General features: G+C 57.2%; 15 protein-coding genes. 6 read left to right on the top strand and 9 right to left on the bottom strand.

Annotation, left to right across the window (positions count from 1 at the left end):
* The 5 genes from AC1DVE_RS30395 to AC1DVE_RS30375 form a co-directional block, all read right to left on the bottom strand.
* On the bottom strand, positions 1-1,367 hold a 1,367-nt coding region (locus AC1DVE_RS30395), incomplete at its 3' end, for an LLM class flavin-dependent oxidoreductase (protein ID WP_477784415.1).
* 34 nt (positions 1,368-1,401) lie between these two features.
* The gene (locus AC1DVE_RS30390) at positions 1,402-2,262 is read right to left on the bottom strand and encodes an amino acid ABC transporter permease (protein ID WP_477784414.1); all 861 of its coding nucleotides are present in this window, start codon (positions 2,260-2,262) and stop codon (positions 1,402-1,404) included.
* The gene (locus AC1DVE_RS30385) at positions 2,259-3,080 is read right to left on the bottom strand and encodes a transporter substrate-binding domain-containing protein (RefSeq protein WP_477784413.1); all 822 of its coding nucleotides are present in this window, start codon (positions 3,078-3,080) and stop codon (positions 2,259-2,261) included. The genes AC1DVE_RS30390 and AC1DVE_RS30385 overlap by 4 nt, the downstream gene beginning before the upstream one ends.
* A gap of 581 nt (positions 3,081-3,661) precedes the next feature.
* Positions 3,662-4,570 (bottom strand): carbohydrate kinase family protein, encoded by a 909-nt coding sequence (locus AC1DVE_RS30380; protein ID WP_223533920.1) that lies wholly within the window; start codon positions 4,568-4,570, stop codon positions 3,662-3,664.
* A 160-nt stretch (positions 4,571-4,730) separates the two neighbouring features.
* Positions 4,731-6,296, bottom strand: coding sequence for a carbohydrate porin (locus AC1DVE_RS30375; protein WP_223459266.1), 1,566 nt, complete (start codon positions 6,294-6,296; stop codon positions 4,731-4,733).
* A gap of 167 nt (positions 6,297-6,463) precedes the next feature.
* Here AC1DVE_RS30375 and AC1DVE_RS30370 point away from each other — a divergent pair, with 167 nt between their 5' ends.
* The 6 genes from AC1DVE_RS30370 (at position 6,464) to AC1DVE_RS30345 (ending at position 13,298) form a co-directional block, all read left to right on the top strand.
* Positions 6,464-7,738: an ABC transporter substrate-binding protein gene (locus tag AC1DVE_RS30370; RefSeq protein WP_223459268.1), complete on the top strand. Its 1,275-nt coding sequence runs from the start codon at positions 6,464-6,466 to the stop codon at positions 7,736-7,738.
* Positions 7,739-7,759: 21 nt separating this feature from the next.
* The gene (locus AC1DVE_RS30365; protein WP_223459270.1) at positions 7,760-8,719 is read left to right on the top strand and encodes a carbohydrate ABC transporter permease; all 960 of its coding nucleotides are present in this window, start codon (positions 7,760-7,762) and stop codon (positions 8,717-8,719) included.
* Positions 8,716-9,558: a carbohydrate ABC transporter permease gene (locus AC1DVE_RS30360; protein ID WP_223458766.1), complete on the top strand. Its 843-nt coding sequence runs from the start codon at positions 8,716-8,718 to the stop codon at positions 9,556-9,558. Before AC1DVE_RS30365 ends, AC1DVE_RS30360 begins: the two co-directional genes overlap by 4 nt.
* A 27-nt stretch (positions 9,559-9,585) precedes the next feature.
* On the top strand, positions 9,586-10,731 hold the full coding sequence (locus AC1DVE_RS30355; protein WP_223459272.1) for an ABC transporter ATP-binding protein: 1,146 nt from the start codon (positions 9,586-9,588) through the stop codon (positions 10,729-10,731).
* A complete protein-coding gene (locus AC1DVE_RS30350; RefSeq protein ID WP_223459274.1) occupies positions 10,728-12,230 on the top strand; it encodes a glycoside hydrolase family 32 protein in 1,503 nt (500 codons plus the stop codon). The genes AC1DVE_RS30355 and AC1DVE_RS30350 overlap by 4 nt, the downstream gene beginning before the upstream one ends.
* A gap of 75 nt (positions 12,231-12,305) precedes the next feature.
* Positions 12,306-13,298 (top strand): LacI family DNA-binding transcriptional regulator, encoded by a 993-nt coding sequence (locus AC1DVE_RS30345; protein ID WP_477784412.1) that lies wholly within the window; start codon positions 12,306-12,308, stop codon positions 13,296-13,298.
* A gap of 284 nt (positions 13,299-13,582) precedes the next feature.
* Here AC1DVE_RS30345 and AC1DVE_RS30340 read toward each other — a convergent pair whose 3' ends face one another.
* From AC1DVE_RS30340 to AC1DVE_RS30325, 4 genes are all read right to left on the bottom strand, one after another.
* Positions 13,583-14,995 (bottom strand): aldehyde dehydrogenase family protein, encoded by a 1,413-nt coding sequence (locus AC1DVE_RS30340; protein WP_223459275.1) that lies wholly within the window; start codon positions 14,993-14,995, stop codon positions 13,583-13,585.
* Positions 14,996-14,999: 4 nt separating this feature from the next.
* Positions 15,000-16,049: a homoserine dehydrogenase gene (locus tag AC1DVE_RS30335; protein WP_223459276.1), complete on the bottom strand. Its 1,050-nt coding sequence runs from the start codon at positions 16,047-16,049 to the stop codon at positions 15,000-15,002.
* Positions 16,050-16,494: 445 nt separating this feature from the next.
* A complete protein-coding gene (locus tag AC1DVE_RS30330) occupies positions 16,495-17,532 on the bottom strand; it encodes an IS110 family RNA-guided transposase (protein ID WP_223533921.1) in 1,038 nt (345 codons plus the stop codon).
* A gap of 116 nt (positions 17,533-17,648) precedes the next feature.
* The coding region (locus AC1DVE_RS30325) for a group II intron maturase-specific domain-containing protein (RefSeq protein WP_477784411.1) at positions 17,649-18,118 on the bottom strand (470 nt) is incomplete at its 5' end.

Genomic DNA, 18,118 nt, shown 5'->3' with positions numbered 1-18,118 from the left:
AAGCGGAATGAGGCGCCGTAGGCAGAATCCGGTAAATGGTTAGCGCCATCGTCCCGTAACCGCGAACGGAAAGTACCGCTCTGTGGTTCAGTACGATACAAGCCACGCTTTTGCAGTTCAGGAATGACCAGTTCAACAAAGTCTTCGAGGCTGCCTGGGCTGATCAGCGGGTTGAGCATGTAGCCACTGGTGCCGGAAATTCGGGCGTGCTCCTCAATCCGATCGGCCACTTGTTGCGGCGTTCCCACCAGAATCAGATCACTGCCCCGAGTGACGTTGGCAAAGCGCTGTTTGACATCGCCGGCGGTCAAGGGCTTGCCACTGCCATCAGGCCGCATCACATAGGACGTCATGCCTTCGGTGTGAGTGGATAACGCATCGCTGTCCGCGTAGCGGCTGATGTCGATACCGGTATCACCGGCATAACTCACCAGTTGCGCCTGCAAGTGATAGTTGCTTTGCAGTGCGTCGTATTTGCGTTGGGCTTCGATCTCGGTCCTGGCCGTAACGATGCGCAGGACCGTCAGAGATTTAACATCCTTCGCCTGACGCCCCCGTGCCCTGGCCTGCGCCCATATATCTTCCAGTCCCTGGCGAATCTCCAGCGGGTTGGATTTGGCGATGAAAATCAGTTCGGCGTGCTTGGCCGCAAACTCGCGACCTCGGCCGGACCAACCGGCCTGGATGAGCAGCGGCGTGCGTTGCGGTGACGGGGACGTCAAATGCGGCCCGGCCACCCGGTAATGCTCGCCAACATGATTGATCGGTCGCACGCGATCGCCCCTGGCATAGACCTGGCGAGACTTGTCGGCAACCACCGCGTCATTTGCCCAGCTGCCTTCCCAGAGTTTGTAAACSACATCGAGAAATTCATCTGCGCGTTCATAGCGATCATCGTGCTTGATCATCTGCTCCAGGCCGAAGTTGCGAGCGGCGCTGGTCAGGTAGGAGGTGACGATGTTCCAGCCGACCCGGCCATTGGTCAGGTGATCCAGCGTGCTGAAACGCCGGGCATGGGTGAAAGGATGTTCGTAACTGGTGGTGACAGTGACGCCGAAGGCGAGGTTATCCGTCACCGCAGCCAATGCCGGGATGATCATCAACGGATCGTTGGCCGGTGCTTCCACCGCCCACTTCATGGCAGCGTCGGCATTACCGCCAAACACATCGTAGAAACCCAGCACATCACCAAAAAACAGCATGTCGAGATGAGCCTGGTCGGCGATGCGTGCCAGGTTGGACCAGTAGCCCAGCGAGTTGATGGTCAGTCGTTCGTCAGCCGGGTGCGTCCAGAGGCTTGGCGCGCCGCCGCAGCCAACACTGGCTTGCTCGTATAACGCAAACAACAGAGGTTTTGGATCGGACATCGTAGTACCTGTAAAAGTCAATAAACGGAGCGGGTCAGCGCTGATGCTTGAAACCTTTGCCGTAGTGGCGTTCAAGACGGTTCTGTATCAACTCCAGTCCAATGGACAGGAGCCAATAGATAACGGCTGCGGTGGTGAGCATTTCGATGTAGCGGTAGGACGAGCGACCGTACGACTGCGCCAGGAACATCACTTCCCAGACGCCCATCACCGATATCAACGATGAGTCCTTGAGCATTGAAATGAACTGACTGGTTGTCGGGGGAATGATCGTGCGCATGGCTTGCGGCAGGACGATGTGCAGGAACGTTGCCGCAGGCCCCAGCCCCAGAGCCATCGCCGCTTCGCGCTGCCCGGGTGCTACAGCCATGATGCCGGCACGAAAAATCTCGCTGAGGTAGGCACCATAATTGAGCGAGAGCGCAATGATCCCCGCGCTGATGGCGCCCGGAACAACACCCAACTGCGGCAGCCCCAGGTAGATCAGCAGGATCTGGATCAGCAGGATCTGGATCAGCAGCGGAGTACCGCGAAAAAAAGACGCATAGAAACTGGCAATGCCGAAAGCCACCGCACTGCGAGACAGGCGCGCCAGCGCCGTCACGAAGCCAAGGAGCAACGAAAGCCAGATCGAGCAGAAGCACAAAAACAGCGTCAGCGCGGCGCCTTGCAAGAAACCGTCAGGCCCCAAATGCAGGCCGACCAGGTTGGGCAACTTCTGCAGAATGATCGAGAACTTCAGATCGAAGCTCATGAAAAACATGACGCACAGGCCGAACAGCACTGCCCAGGTCAAATACAGGCGAGAGCGAAAACCAAGTAGCTGGCTGAAACGACGCGTCTCGGTTTCGGAGGCGACAGCCGCCTTGGCCGGGTGTGGATTGAGGGCTGTCATTGGCTGATATCGGCACCGATCCAYTTCTGTGAAATCTTGCTTAATGTGCCGTCGGCCTTGAGYTGGGTGACGACCTCAGTGACTTTGGCRTTCCATTGCGGATCRCCCTTTTCGATCGCTACCACGTTGGGCTCTGCATACAGCGTGTCGCTGGCAATTTTAAAGCGAGGATCCTGGGCGATACGTTCGCGAGCRGTGATGAGGTTGGTGACCATGGCATCCAGGCGCACGCCCGTGCCCAAGGCCAGATCCTGGAAGGCKACCGTTTCGTTGTCGTAKGGCGCGACCTGGACGCTTTCGAATGGATAGCTCAACGGCTTGTCCTCGGCGCCCTCGATCACCAGATCCTTGTTCAAATAGGCTTCATAGGTCGACGCGCTGATCACACCGACTTTTTTACCTGACAGATCCTTGCCTGTGACAATGTCCTTGTCTTTGGCATTCACCACGATCACGGCCGGGGACTGGTAATACTCAACCGGGAATTCGAACACTTCGGCCCGTGCCTTGCTCGGGGTCATCGAGCAGACGCAGATGTCATATCGTCCGTTCCAGTGTCCGGCAGCGATGACATCCCAGGACGGTGTTTGCAGCTTCAGCTTCACCCCTAGCCGTTGCGCAACGGCCTTGGCGACATCCACGTCAAACCCGTCCAGTTGGTTCTGTTCATTGAGAAAGGAGAATGGCGGATAGCTTTCCATCAGAACGCCGGTCAGCTCCCCACTGCTGGTTACGCGATCCAGAGTGGCGCCCGCGAAAGCCGTCGAGCATGTAGCCAGTAACGCCAGGCCAAAAGGCAAAAGTGCCGTAGTTTTCAAAAGCAAGTGCTCCAATCAATTCAAAAAATCTGAATAGATTAAAACGCACTATAAAATAGTTTTGTACTTGTTTTATGGAATAACAGACTATGCTCAAGCTATATTGGATCTAGCGATTCAGACGCTAGAATCGCTGATTACGTAGTGGTAAATGAGGCCACGCAAACAAATGTAATCGGGCCTGCGCGTACATAATTTTCAGGTTCTCGGGATATTTCCTAACACGACCTGGCTGTCCAGCAAGGTCATGGCACCTGGCTGAAAAATGGTGAGACTCCGTGAGCAAAACGGCGTCAGGTCGCCTCGAGCAACGAGGATCACCGGAGGTAGCCGGCAATGTTCGCGGCGCGCTGGAAAGGATCAGCAAAAACGAAGAGTTCATCAACATGACGTTAGCGGTGCTCATGACACCGGAGTGAGGTGTCCAAAATCATTAGGCCAATTCAGTCGGAGAAAGGCTCTGAAGGAAAAGACGCGTGATACCGTTGGCTATCGGTAATTTTTACAGTCAGCAACGCTTATGGCCAGGGTCGGCGCCGAGTCTTTTTACTTAGACAACTCCTCGGCGTCGGCAACCATGGTCAAGTATGTTTTAGCAGCTGCAGCAAACCTTCCACATCAGCTAGCGCTGGAGCATGGGCTCCGGCATGGCGGCAAGATATGGATGCGCAAGCCGCTGAAAATTGCAGGCGCTCTCTCAAGTCCACGATCCCCAGCAACTGCGCAGCCAGCCAACCAGCCATACAAGCGTCTCCTGCTCCAACCGTGTCTTCCACCTTCACGGCAATCGCCGGCTGATCGAGTTGGCTGTCCGGGGTGTGGAGAATCATCCCGTGTTCTCCTCGGGTAAAAAGGATCTGCGCCTGAGGATTAAGAGCGCGAAGCTCATCCATTGCCTGGTGTTCTGTCAGCCCTGGATAAATTTGCCGAAGGTCTTCATCGGAAAGCTTAATCATGTCAGCAAGGGTGGTCATCGTAGGGAAGGTCTGCTCCCGATAATGGCTATCCATTAAATTGCGCCAGTTCGGATCATAGCTAATCCGTTTACCGGCTTTTTTGGCCTGCTGAGCAATTTTAACCAGCTTGTCTGCGAGTGGCTGTCGAGCCAAACTGATGCAGCTGAAATGACACAGCTCTGCTTGGTTGATCCATCCTTTGGGCATCAGATCTGGATCAAAAAACAGATCGGCATCTCCAGCAAAAAAGTATCTTGGGGGACGGCTCGATGGAACGATGGCGACCAAAGGATCTCGGTCTACCCGTTGGATAAACCTCATATCCATTGCTGCTGCTTCCGACTGCGAAACTATCTCGTCACCCAGTGAATCCATGCTCACCGACCCGGCAAAAGCACTGCTAACACCCAAGCGACTTAGCGCTCGTGCAACGTTCCAGGGAGCACCACCTGGGTAGCCCTTCCACTGTCCAGGAGTGCCTTGGACAAGATCGGTCAGGGCTTCGCCAAACACTACTGCGCGAGGCAATACCATCGTCATTTCCTCAATTTTTTGTCGTAGGGAACTGCTGGCTGATCAGAATCGACCGGTAATCACTTACTCAATGCGCTTTGATGAAAGGCAGGGTTTGTTGAAGTTAGAGAAGTTTTCATAGCCAACTTCAAAGCATATGTTGGCCGGACGCGTTCAAGTATTAAAACCAGGTTTCCATTTGTATACCGTATTGCCATACACCTCCGGCTTTGAAGTCCGTCATGCCAAAGGAGTCTGTGGTACTGAATCTGTCCAGATCCGAAGACCAGTTCATGAAGCTTGCGAACACTCGCAATTCGGGACGTGTAAGAAGATCTCCAACCTCAGGTTTGAATGTCGGGGCGACAGTGAATTTCCAAAAGTTACCGTCGACCGCATTACGTTGTAGATAGTCCTTCGGGTCGAGGTTCATGGTTTGCCAGCTTATTTCGTAGGCCATCTCGAAATTGCTGTTGATTTTGTTAGCCAATCGCACGTTCAGGGTCAGCCAGCGGTAGTCGTCACCCTTGACGTATCTATCCTTGCTCTGTTCGGCCAGCAAGCTGGGCCCGATGCGCCAGTCAGGCGCAAGGGGTGTCTCACCATAAAGTGCCAGACGCAGAGCGCGGGCATCGTCGATGAGTTCGCCATCCGAGCCGATGTTCTTGACCTCAGCTCCCAGACCTTGCCCATAGAGCAGCGCCGTTTTGAAGAAGCCTTCCCTGCCGAAAAAGTTTTTCTGGTGATTGGCCAGCATGCTGTGCAAGCCGGAATCCGCAGGCGTCAAACCCGCTGCATTGGTCCGGGTAGCGAAATCGTTTTTCTTTGCGCCGATGGCATTGAACATCCACTGCCACTGACCATCCTCGAAGAACTGGTTGGAGGTCAGGATGTAGCTTTCCACATCGGCACTAAGATCGCCTTGACTGAAATCCCCGTAGTTGCGCCCGATCAAAGAGTAGTTCGAACGCCAATTCTTGTTCATCTGCATATCGTAGATTCCACCCCCGGTGCCGGCCAGAAAGACAACGTCCGAGTCCAGCCAGTGGATATCGAAATTATCTCTATCGAATCGCTTGCCTGCCCACAGGGTGGCGTTCTCGAACACTGAATTGCCCTTGAACGCAGCGAGATGGTCAAGCGCTGTGAATACCTGGCGCACGTTCAGTTTGCTTTCGTCGGCCGTCCAGTCATTGGTGCTTTCCACACCGTCGGCGATGGAGACCGTGAATTTGGAACGGGTGCCGTTTTGCGCATAGATTTCTTTCGACAGGTCTATACGCATGTAGGTGTCGTCTTCGTTACCGAGTCGCCCGACTGCACCACCGACTGAACCGGCAGGAGTTGTATAAGGGCCGCCACGACCACCACCCAGCCGATCGTTGATCAGCAATCCGGAGCGGGCGTAGCCGTTGAAGCTGAACCCATCAGTGAGGTGTCCGGTACTGCCCTCTTTCTCCAGGCTTTGCTGACGGGCTTCGAGTTTTGCCAGTCGGGTATCCAAAGCGGGCGCCGAAATTACTGCCGCAGTAGACGCGGCGGGCTGCAAGGGAGCAGTGGCGAGTTTGATCTGCTGCAATTCCCTGGCAAGTGCCTGGGTTTGCTGCTCGGCTGCGGCTGCACGCTTTTCCGCGGCGCTGGCACGGGCTTCAAACGCGGCCATGCGTTCTTCCAGAGTCGCGGCCTGAGAGGTTACCGCCGAGGTGCCGAGCACGCCTGCGAGTAGCCAGCTTGATGCTTTCTGCATGTGAATTTCCTGTTTTGTTTTTATTTTTCTGTTCCCGCGAGCGGCCTTTTTTCGTCAATTGTGAATTGTCAAAATTGACGAAAAAAAGGATGCCTCATCGCAAATACGCTGCTACATTTGGCGATGTTAACGTTAACTTTTCTAAAAACAAAAATAAAGAGGGCTTTATGAAACAGCTAAAAACTCTCCTTCCAGCCGCACTACTCACCCTCTGTGCCGGATTTCCATGCCTCTCGAGCGCTGCCGATTTAACGATCTCGTGTGGCGCGGTGGGTGCGGAGTTGCAGCTCTGCAAGGAGGCTGTCGAGGCGTGGTCGAAACAGACCGGCAACAACGTCGAGGTGGTTTCCACGCCTAACTCGGCGACCGAGAGGTTGTCGTTCTATCAACAGATCCTCAGTGCACAATCCAGCGACATCGACATCATTCAAATCGATATGGTGTGGCCAGGGATGCTGGCCAAACACTTGATGGATCTGCGCGAGGTGCTTCCTGCCAACCCGACCCAAGGCTATTTCCAGGCACAGGTGGATAACGCCACGGTGAACGGACGGCTGGTGACGATGCCGTGGTTCACCGACTCGGGCCTGCTGTATTACCGCAAGGACTTGCTCGAGAAGTACAACCAGCAGGTTCCCCAGACCTGGGAGGAAATGACCGCTACCGCCAGGAATATTCAACAGGCCGAGCGCACTGCCGGGAATCCCAATGCGTGGGGTTACATCTTTCAAGGGCGCGCCTACGAGGGCCTGACGTGTAATGCACTGGAGTGGATCAGCAGCCAACCGGAAGGCGGACTGGTCAATCCACGAGGTGACATCGTGGTCAACAGCCAGGCTTCAAGAACGGCTTTGACCCTGGCGAAAAGCTGGGTGGGAGACATCTCCCCGCGTGGCGTACTCAACTACACCGAGGAAGAAGGTCGTGGCGTATTCCAGTCGGGAAATGCGCTGTTCATGCGTAACTGGCCTTATGTCTGGGCGTTGGTGCAAAGCCAGGACAGTGCCGTAAAAGACAAGGTCGGGGTCGCTCCCCTGCCCCGCGGCGGCGAGACCGGCAGCCATGCCTCCACCCTCGGTGGCTGGGGCCTGGCGGTATCGCGCTACAGCGCCCATCCAAAACTTGCCGCCGAGCTGGTGAGCTACCTGACCCGTGCCCAAGAGCAAAAACGTCGTGCCCTGATAGGCGCCTATAACCCGGTTATCGAGTCGCTGTATCAAGATCCCGAATTGCTCGCGGCAATGCCTTATTACAGCCAGCTCCACAGCATTCTCAACGATGGGGTCATGCGCCCTGCCTCAATCACTGCCGATCGCTATCCAAGGGTCTCCAATGCGTTCTTCGATCGAGTGCATGGCGTGCTGGCGGGCGAGTTGCCTGTCGATCAGGCGCTGGCCGAACTGGAAAGCGAACTCACGCGCATCAAACGCCGGAACTGGTAAGCCACAAGGAAGGAAATCACCATGTCTGTCTCTACTACTGCCCCCTGTGACGAGCTCCTGCTCACCAGGGAAACGCCCGTACAACGTCGCCGAGTACGCGCCGCCTGGCTATTTCTGACACCGATGCTGTTGTGTCTGGCCCTGGTGGCAGCCTGGCCGCTACTGCGCACATTCTGGTTCAGCCTGACCGACGCCAGTCTGTCGGACACCGGTGGCGGATCCTTCATCGGCCTGAGCAATTATCTGTTCCGCAACGGTTCCACCTGGTCGGGCATCCTGGTCGATCCTCAGTGGTGGAACGCGGTGCGCAACACCTTGCATTTCACCGTGGTGTCGGTGGGACTGGAAGTCGTACTGGGACTGTTGGTGGCGTTGCTGCTCAACATCAAGTTCACCGGCCGTTCCCTCGTGCGTGCGATGATTCTGATTCCCTGGGCGATTCCGACCATTGTCTCGGCAAAGATCTGGTCATGGATGCTTAACGACCAGTTCGGCATCATCAATCACATGATGCTGAGCCTCGGCCTGATTGACGCGCCCCTGGCCTGGACGGCAGATGCGGACCTGTCGATGTGGGCGGTGATCATCGTCGACGTCTGGAAGACCGTGCCTTTTGTCACGCTGCTGATGCTGGCGGCCTTGCAGATGTTGCCGAGCGATTGCTACGAGGCCGCCAGGGTCGATGGCATTCATCCGCTGAGGGTGTTCTGGCGTGTCACGCTTCCCCTGCTGATGCCCGCCTTGTTGGTGGCGGCGATCTTCCGCATCCTCGACTCGCTGCGGGTATTCGACGTGATCTATGTGCTGACCTCGAACTCGTCGAGCACCATGAGCATGTCGGTGTATGCCCGCCAGCACCTGGTGGAGTTCCAGGACGTCGGTTACGGCAGCGCAGCCTCGACGCTGTTGTTTCTGGTGGTTGCGGTCATCGCCATGCTTTATCTCTACCTCGGACGCCGTCAACTGGAGGTCCGCTCATGAGCCCGCGCCTGCTGAAAAAAACGCTGTTGCGCCTCGGGTTCTGGTGTCTGATCGGGGTGTTGCTGCTGTATGCGGTTTTCCCTTTCTACTACGCCATCGTGACGTCGCTGAAGCCATCCAGCGCCTTGTTCGAGGTGAGCTACTGGATCGATAACCCCGATTTCTCCAATTACTCGGCGGTACTCCACCAAGCCTCATTCCTGCGGGCCATCGGTAACTCGCTGGTGGTTGCGCTGTGTGTGGTGACGCTGGCGCTGTTCCTCAGCCTGACCGCCGCCTATGCCTTGGGCCGGGTGAAGTTCCGTGGGCGTGGCACGGTGTTGATGATGGTGCTTGGCGTGTCGATGTTTCCCCAGGTCGCGGTGCTGTCGGGGCTCTTCGAAGTGATCCGCGCGCTGGGCCTGTACAACACGTCCTGGGCGTTGATCCTGAGCTACACGATTTTCACCCTGCCCTTCACCGTTTGGGTGCTGACCACGTTCATGGGGCAACTGCCCCATGAACTGGAAGAAGCGGCAATCATGGATGGCGCGTCCCCCTGGGTCACGCTGACCCGAGTGCTGTTGCCGCTGCTCTGGCCCGCGCTGGTCACCACTGGCTTATTGGCCTTCATCGCCGCGTGGAACGAGTTCCTGTTTGCCCTGACCTTCACCCTCACCGACACGCAACGCACGGTGCCGGTCGCCATCGCCCTGATTTCCGGTGGCAGCCCTCATGAGCTGCCTTGGGGATTGTTGATGGCCGCCTCGGTGCTGGTCACCGTCCCATTGGTGATTCTGGTGCTGATTTTCCAGCGCCGAATCGTTTCCGGTCTCACTGCCGGCGCGTTAAAGGGTTGATGCCCAACAAAGACAAGGAACAGCATCGTGATCAAATTGAAACTGGACAACGTGAACAAACAATTGGGCGGCGCGCGGATTCTTCGCGACGTCAGCCTGGAAATCGCGGCGGGTGAATTCGTGGTGTTCGTCGGCCCTTCGGGTTGCGGCAAGTCGACCCTGCTGCGCCTGATCGCCGGACTGGATTCGATCTGCGGCGGCGACCTGCTGATCGACGGGCGTCGGGTCAACGACCTGGAGCCGCGCGAGCGTGGCGTCGGCATGGTGTTTCAATCCTATGCGCTGTACCCGCACATGAGCGTCTACGACAACATCAGCTTTGGTCTCAAACTGGCCAAGACTGAAAAGAGCAGCTTGCGCGAGCGCGTGCTGAAAACTGCACAAATCCTGCAGTTGGACAAACTGCTGCAACGCAAGCCAAAGGAACTGTCTGGAGGGCAGCGTCAGCGTGTGGCAATGGGCAGAGCCATGGCGCGTGAGCCGGACATTTTGCTGTTCGATGAGCCGCTCTCCAATCTGGATGCATCCTTGCGGGTGCAGATGCGCAACGAAATCGCCCGGCTGCATGATCGACTGGGCTCGACCATGATCTACGTCACTCACGATCAAGTGGAAGCGATGACCCTGGCCGACAAAATTGTCGTGCTCAATGGCGGTCGCGTAGAACAGGTCGGCTCACCGCGCGAACTCTATGAGCGCCCAGCGAGCCGCTTTGTCGCCGGTTTTCTCGGTTCGCCCAGAATGAACTTTCTGGCGGCACGCCTGCATGCACCGGGTGAAACCAGCCTGGTCGATACTCCCGTCCTGGGTATGACTTCCCTGCCCTTCGACAGCTCGAGCCTGGCGGCGGACACCCCACTGAGCCTGGGGATTCGCCCGGAACACGTGTCGCTCAAGGCGGCGCAGGGGACTACCGGCGTCGTCGTGACCGGGGTCGAATACCTGGGCAGTGAAACCTATGTGCACCTCGATACAGGTCAGGACGAGCCACTGATCTGTCGTTGTGAGGTCAATGCCGGATGGCAGGTGGGCGATCAGGTCGAGCTGCAGCTGGAGTTCGGCAATCTGCACCTGTTCGACGCCGATGGCACGGCCTTGAGTCGCCACCCACACGCCATTGAAACCCTGCCGGATGACGTCTCTCTACGCTCAGTCCGAGCACGCGCCCTATGACCTTGTCTTTGAATACCATGAGCGATCCAATGTTTTCTTCCCTTGACCTTGCGCAGCGCGCACTGGGTGACGGCCTGTCTCGCGTCATCCAGGATTATCGACCCGGTTATCATATTTCCCCCCCGGCAGGCTGGATGAACGACCCTAACGGGGTAGTGTACTTTCGTGGCGAATATCACGTTTTCTATCAGCATTACCCCTTCGACGCGAAATGGGGCCCGATGTATTGGGGCCACGCCAAGAGTGCCGATCTGGTTCATTGGCAGCACCTGCCCATTGCGCTGGCACCCGGCGATGACTTCGACCGTGATGGATGTTTTTCCGGTAGCGCAGTGGTGTGTGGAGATACCTTGGCACTGATCTACACCGGACACACCTGGCTGGGGGAAGTGGGTGACGAACGCTCGATCCGTCAAGTCCAATGCCTGGCCACCAGCACCGACGGTATTCGGTTCGTCAAGCATGGCGCCGTCATCGACACCGCGCCGCAAGACACGATCATGCACTTTCGTGACCCCAAGGTATGGCAAGAGGATGACTGCTGGTACCTGATTGCCGGCGCACGTCTGGGCGATGTGCCGTTGCTCCCGCTGTACCGTTCCACGGATCTGCACGCCTGGGAGTTCCTCGACTATGTGTCCAGCGGCAGCGAGGGCGATGGCTATATGTGGGAGTGCCCGGATCTGTTCCGACTCAACGGACGCGATGTGCTGCTTTACTCCCCCCAGGGCATGCAACCCCAGGGTTACGATCGGCTCAACAAATACCAGACCGGTTATCGAGTGGGCCGACTCGACAGCGAATGGCACTTCACCGGCGGTCCTTTTATCGAGTTGGATAACGGCCATGATTTCTATGCCGCGCAAACGCTATTGGCCGCCGATGGTCGGCGCCTTGTGTGGGCATGGCTCGACATGTGGGAAAGCCCGATGCCGAGCCAGACCCATCATTGGTGCGGCATGCTCGGTTTGCCGCGCGAACTTGAACTGTGCGCAGATCGCCTTTGCGTGTATCCGGCACGGGAGCTCATCGCTCTGCGCATGACGCTATTGCCTGGTACGCCCTGGTGGGAGGGGTCGGGAACCCGGTGGGTGCCGGAAGTGAATGGCGACAGTCTCGAAATCCATGTGCACCTGGATTTACTCGGCTGCACCGACGGCCACCTGGGAATCGCGTTGCGCTGCAGCGACGATGACCATGAACAAACCCTGCTCTACTACGATGCGGCGTTGCGGCGTCTGGTGCTTGACCGCAGCCACTCGGGTGCGCAAGTCACAGGCCAGCGCAGCGTGTCGATAGACCCGACACAAGAGCGACTGGCACTGCGTGTGTTCCTCGATCGCTCGTCCATCGAGGTGTTCGACGAAAACGGGCGCTTCAGCCTCAGCAGTCGCCTCTATCCGCGGCCCGACAGTCTGGGCGTGAAGCTGTTTGCCAGCGGGAGTGGCGGGCGTGTCTCGATTCCCAAGGCATGGCCTCTCGGCTCTGGATGGCTATGAGCAGCGTCATTCGAGTCGCGAGAAGCCCGGGCCCTGTGTCATGATTCTGCGTCAACCTGACCGGGCTCGCCTCGCATGACTTCAGTGAAAGACGTTGCACAGCTGGCCGGCGTGTCCCTGATGACGGTTTCTCGAGCGCTCAATAATCCGGAAAAACTGAGCCCCGAAACCCTTCTGCGGGTGCGTCGCGCCATTGATGAACTGCAATTCGTACCGAGCCTGTCGGCGCGCAAGATGYGCGGCGACAACCTCCAGTCGCGAACCATCGGTGTATTCGCGCTGGACACCGCGACCACACCGTTCGCCGTCGAGTTGCTGCTGTCCATCGAACAGACCGCGCAGCAAGCCGGCTGGAATGTGTTCATCCTTAACCTGTTGAGCAATCCGCCCACCGACCAGAACATCGACCTGATGTTGTCGCACCGCCCCGACGGGTTGATCTTCAGCGCCATGGGGTTTCGCCAGGTATGCATTCCCGAACGATTGAAGAGCAAACCCCTGGTACTCGCCAATTGCCTGGCCGATGACAGTCGCCTGGTGAGTTATGTGCCAGACGACGAAGCGGGGCAGTATCGAGCCGTACATCACGCGTTGAGCCAGGGCTATCGGCGCCCTCTGTGTATCAATCTGCCAAAACAGAGTCTGGCCTGGAACCTGCGACAAAAAGGCCTGCAACGTGCCTGTCAGGCATTCGGGCTGTTGCCTGACGCACACCTGCAATACGACCTTTCCGATCATGACGCCTATGGTGAAACCGCAGCCATCCTCGACCGGCACATCATTGAGGGTCGTCCCCAATTCGACATTCTGATCTGTGGCAACGACCGCATTGCCTTTTGTGCCTATCAGCTATTGTTGGGCCGTGGCCTGAAAATTCCCGACGATGTCGCCGTGCTCGGCTACGACAACATGATCGGCATTGCTGAGCTGTTCATCCCGCCGCTGACCACGGTGCAACTGCCGTACTACGAGATCGGTCGCAAGGCTGCCCGGCACCTGATCGAGACCCTCGATGTATCGGGAACCCAGCCAGTTGATTGTCCATTAGTGGTTAGGGCATCGCTATAAAATTCAGTTAATTCGGTGATAGCGCGCCCGCTTGCTTTCGATTTGCCACTGGCCTGTCACCGACCGCTTAAGCCCAAAGGGTCAGTCACGACATGCACAAAACGGCCAGAAGTCGTCATTCTTCAAATCTCACCGCCCCTCAGATCGCAACAGACGCTTTCTTGGCGATTATCAGCTCAGTGGAAATATTCAACTTCTCCTTTCTCCCCATTCAGCAAAACGCATTGGGCCGGTGACCAAACCGACCCAATGCCATACGAGCTGATCCATTTACCGCGAATCGACTAACCCAACGTGTTAAGGCATACCACCTTGGGTTGGGTCATTTCCTCGTAGGCAAAACGCACCCCTTCCCGGCCCAGGCTACCGTACTTGGAACCGCCAAACGGCATCGCATCGAAGCGGTAGTCGGAAGAGTCGTTGATCATCACTCCCCCGGCTTCGATCCTCCGTGCGGCGCTCATCGCGGTTGCCAGATCATTGGTGAAGATCCCGGCATGCAGGCTGTATTCGGGCTCATTGGCCAAAGCGATGGCTTCATCGAAGGTTTCGAAAAGCTGCAATACCACCACCGGAGCGAAGACTTCATTGCGCCAGAGTCGACTGGCGTGATCGACGTTTTCCAGCACGGTGGCGGCGTAGCACGATCCTGCACGCCGATGGCCGCAGAGCAACGTGGCGCCCTCTTGCAAGGCCTCGTTGACCACTTTCTCGGCATTCTGCGCGGCTTGCGCAGTAATCATGGGGCCGATATCGGTATCGGCCAGCAATGGATCGCCGACCGCAAGCGCACGGGCCTGGCTGACGAATCGCTCTCGGAACGCTTCATAAATCGACGCCTGAATCAGCAAGCGCTGAGTGCCTACGCAGTTCTGCCCCGCTGCCCAAAAGGCTCCGGACACGCAACTCTCGACAGCGGCCTCAAGGTCGCAGTCGCCCATGACGATTACCGGCGCATTGCCGCCCAGGTCCATGGCCAGTTTCTTCAACCCGGCCGTGCGGGCGATCTGCTCTGCGGTGACGAAACCGCCGGTGAAGGAAATCATCCGCACCTCACGGGCGGCGACCAACGCCTTGCCCAGTTCCGCGCCGCCGGTGGCGACGGTAACCACTGATTCAGGCAAGCCTGCCGCGACCAGATAAGACACCAGTTTAATGGCCGACAATGGCGCGAGCTCGGAAGGTTTGAGAATCACCGCGTTACCGCCCGCAATGGCCGGACCGAGTTTGTGCGCCACCAGGTTCAACGGATCGTTGTACGGCGTGATCGCAACGATCAGCCCCAGAGGTTCACGGGAAAACCAGCCCTGACGCGATTCGGAGCCTTCATAAGCATCGAAGGGAACCACCTCCCCGGCATTGCGCCTGGCCTCCTCGGCTGACAGCTTGAGGGTATTGACGCAACGTTTGACCTCTTTTTCCGCCTGTTTGAGGGTCTTCCCGGCCTCGTCGACGATCAGCCTGGCAAACACACCGGCATCCTGTTCGATGTTGATTGCGGCTTGCTCAAGAATGCGAGCCCGACGATGACGCGCTAACGCGGCGCACGCTCGTGCACCACTGCGTCCTGTCTCCAACAACTGCGGAACTTGCGACGCACAGACATTCGTCACGCTACCTATGAGGGAACCGTCATAGGCGTTAAAGACTTCAATGGGCGGCTCCACGATATCCAGAACCAGGCGCGATAATTTCACAGGTTTACTCCTGGTTGCGTGCAATGGATTGATGGATGCTGATGATGTCCGAGAGCAGCGCAAACGCTGTTTCCGTGCGCCCTGCTCCCGGCCCCGAAACCGTCACCGCACCGAGCAGTTCGGAGGTAAACGACACCGCATTCGTTGCACCGCCGACACTGGCCAGCGGATGGTCGTTGTTCAACAGCCGCGGTTCGACACTGGCACTGATCGAGCCGTCGGTATGGCGCATCGCCGACCCGATCAGCTTCCAGCGAGCGCCGTCCTGCCGGGCTTTTTCGATGTCGCCAAGGTTGAGGGACGAAATGCCGCTGCACGTGACGTCGCTGACCGTAAGCTTCGCGTCCAGCAGTTCATTCGCCAGGATCACCACCTTGAGGCGTACGTCATGACCCTCGACATCCGCCGTCGGGTCGGCTTCGGCGTAACCCAGTTCCTGAGCCTTGCTGACGGCCTCAGCAAACCCCAGGCCGCCTTCCATGCTGGTGAGCACGAAGTTGGACGTGCCGTTGAGAATTCCTTCAAAACCGACAATGGAGCTGCCGGCCAGCGCCTGCCTGGCCAGGCGAATCACCGGCGTGCCGCTCATGACCGAACCTTCATATTCAAAGGCGACATGCTTGCGTCGAGCCAGTGCCTTGAGCTCGGCGCCGTGCAAGGCGATGGGGCCCTTGTTGGTGGTGACGACATGCTGGCCGCCCTCCAGCGCCCAACGGCAGAACGAAGTCGCCGGTTCACCGTCCACCGGGTTGGTAAACGTGGCTTCAACAATAATGTCCGCGCCGGAATCCTTGATCACCTCTTCATTGAGGGCTGTGACGTCGCCACCCGACAATTGCGCCAATGCACCTTTGACTGCCGGCAATTGGGCGAGCACATTGGCGTCCAGCCCTTCGCGGCCAATCACCGAACCGAGAAACAAGTCAGTCACGCCGACGATTTTCAGGGTGAAACCCAGTTCTGTTTTCCACTGTTCGTTGCGTTCGGCAATCAGCTGAGCCAATGCCCGGTTAACACCGCCAAAGCCTACCAGCGCCAATTTGTATTCAGTCATTTTGTTATGCCCTTGATCCGGGTGATGGGTTGTTGGGCACTAGGTTAGGGCTGGGCCCAGGGCAGTGAAATAGGCCAATTTGCTCTATTTTATGGGCGTTTTGACCAGTGCCCGGGCAAAGCTTCAGGATCGAGTAGGAGGCGGATTTACATCCGCCGTCCTCTCACATACATGGACGCCCCCAGTTTGCCGAGCTTTCAATTCGTGACAACACAGACGGGGTTGAGATTGCAGCCATACATCCGGACTTTATGTGAGGCTCTGCCTCTGTCCCTGATGGAATTCGCTGATCGGGCTCTTATCACCACCACGCGCTCGAAGCGCCTGTGAGAGGGCAGAGTTACCCGATCCCGGTCCGACCTGTCTTGCCATCACGTCATGATTGCCTGGGCAACCTTGGTAGTACTCCTTTCTAACGCTTCATCGCTTGACTCCACCGGTCTGGTTACGCGCCTGCGACAGCAGGGGTGTAACCAGACCGGAATCTGCGGTCGTGGGCCAGCAGCGCCCAGGCAATCCGGGCATTCTTGTTGGCCTGCGCGATGACTGCCACATTCGTGTTGCGACGCGCCAACAAACCCTTCAGCCAATCCGATGAGGGGTCGGTTTTACCTTCGGCGTAACGAACCACCGCTCGCGCACCATGAACCAGCAATGTGCGCAAATAGCTATCGCCTCGCTTGCTGATACCTAACAGCGTGGACTTGCCTCCGCTCGAATGCTGTCGCGGTACTAATCCCAACCATGCCGCCATCTGCCGACCGTTGGCAAAACTCTTCGCATCACCTACCGAAGCGACCAGAGCGCTTGCGGTGATCGGTCCAATACCCGGTATTTCTGCAAGCTTGCAACTGGCCTCATTCCCTCGATGCCATTGTTGAATTTCCCGTTCAAGTGGACCCACCTGCCGGTCCAACTCCTTCAGATGATCGCCCAGGCGCTGCATCAACTGCCGGAATGAACCGGGCAGACCGTTTTCGCCATCTTCCAGGATGCCTGGCAAACGCTCGGCGATATGCCCGATCCCTTGCGCGATGACAATGCCGAACTCACCGAGCAGCCCACGAATTGCGTTAGCTTGCGCAGTACGAGCCTTCACAAAACCCTGCCGCGCCCGATGCATGGCCAATATCCCTTGTTGCTCTGTCGTCTTGATCGGTACGAAGCGCATATTGGGTCGAGCGACCGCTTCACAAATGGCCTCTGCATCGGCTACGTCGTTCTTGTTCGTTTTCACATAGGGCTTAACAAATTGTGGAGCCATCAACTTGACCGTATGTCCAAATGCTTGCAGCTTTCTTGCCCAGTGATGGGCACTTCCGCAAGCCTCCATACCGATCAAGCACGGCGCCAATACTGCAAAGAAAGGGGCAAGCTGGTCACGTTTGAGCTGCTTCTTCAGTACTGGTTTCCCTCGCTCGTCAACTCCGTGTACTTGAAACACGTTTTTTGCCAAATCGATACCAACAGTCGTAAGCTTCATGAGGACGCTCCCTTCCGTTAAGTGCTATTAACACTTTCACTTTGGCACATCGATGCCGTTAGGACAGGGGGCGTCCATTCCATTACCACCGTACGTACGGTTCCGTATACGGCGGTTCAGGCGATGCGATTAAGCCGGTTTATCGTATCCAGTATTGAGATCAATCCGAGCCCATCCCATAGCTTCTTCGGTAACGCCTGATTCACATGAGATGCCCCCGAGTTCCACCATGGGCCTCGGCCGTTGTACGCCGATTTACAGGCACGTTCTTCGTTAAGCCCCAGACGCATCAGGTTGTGCGCCCTCGTCGAGGGTCGCTTCCATTGGCGCCAGATCACACAACGAAGTTTATGCCGTACCCAGCCGTCCAGCTCCTCAAACGCTCGCTTGCTCTGGATGAGCTTGAAGTAACCCGCCCAACCGCGCAGTACAGGATTGATCCGCTCGATAGTTGTCGCCATCTTGCGGCCCTCTGCCCCGCGCAGCAGTTCTCTAAGCCGGTCGCGTAAGCGACCCAGGCTCATCTTCGCCACTTTCAGCTTCGGCTGCTTATGCCAGCTCATCCCGTAACCCAGGTAATCACAAA

Source organism: Pseudomonas sp. P4_B4 (assembly GCF_056402255.1).
This window is presented reverse-complemented; position numbering and strand designations above follow the sequence as displayed.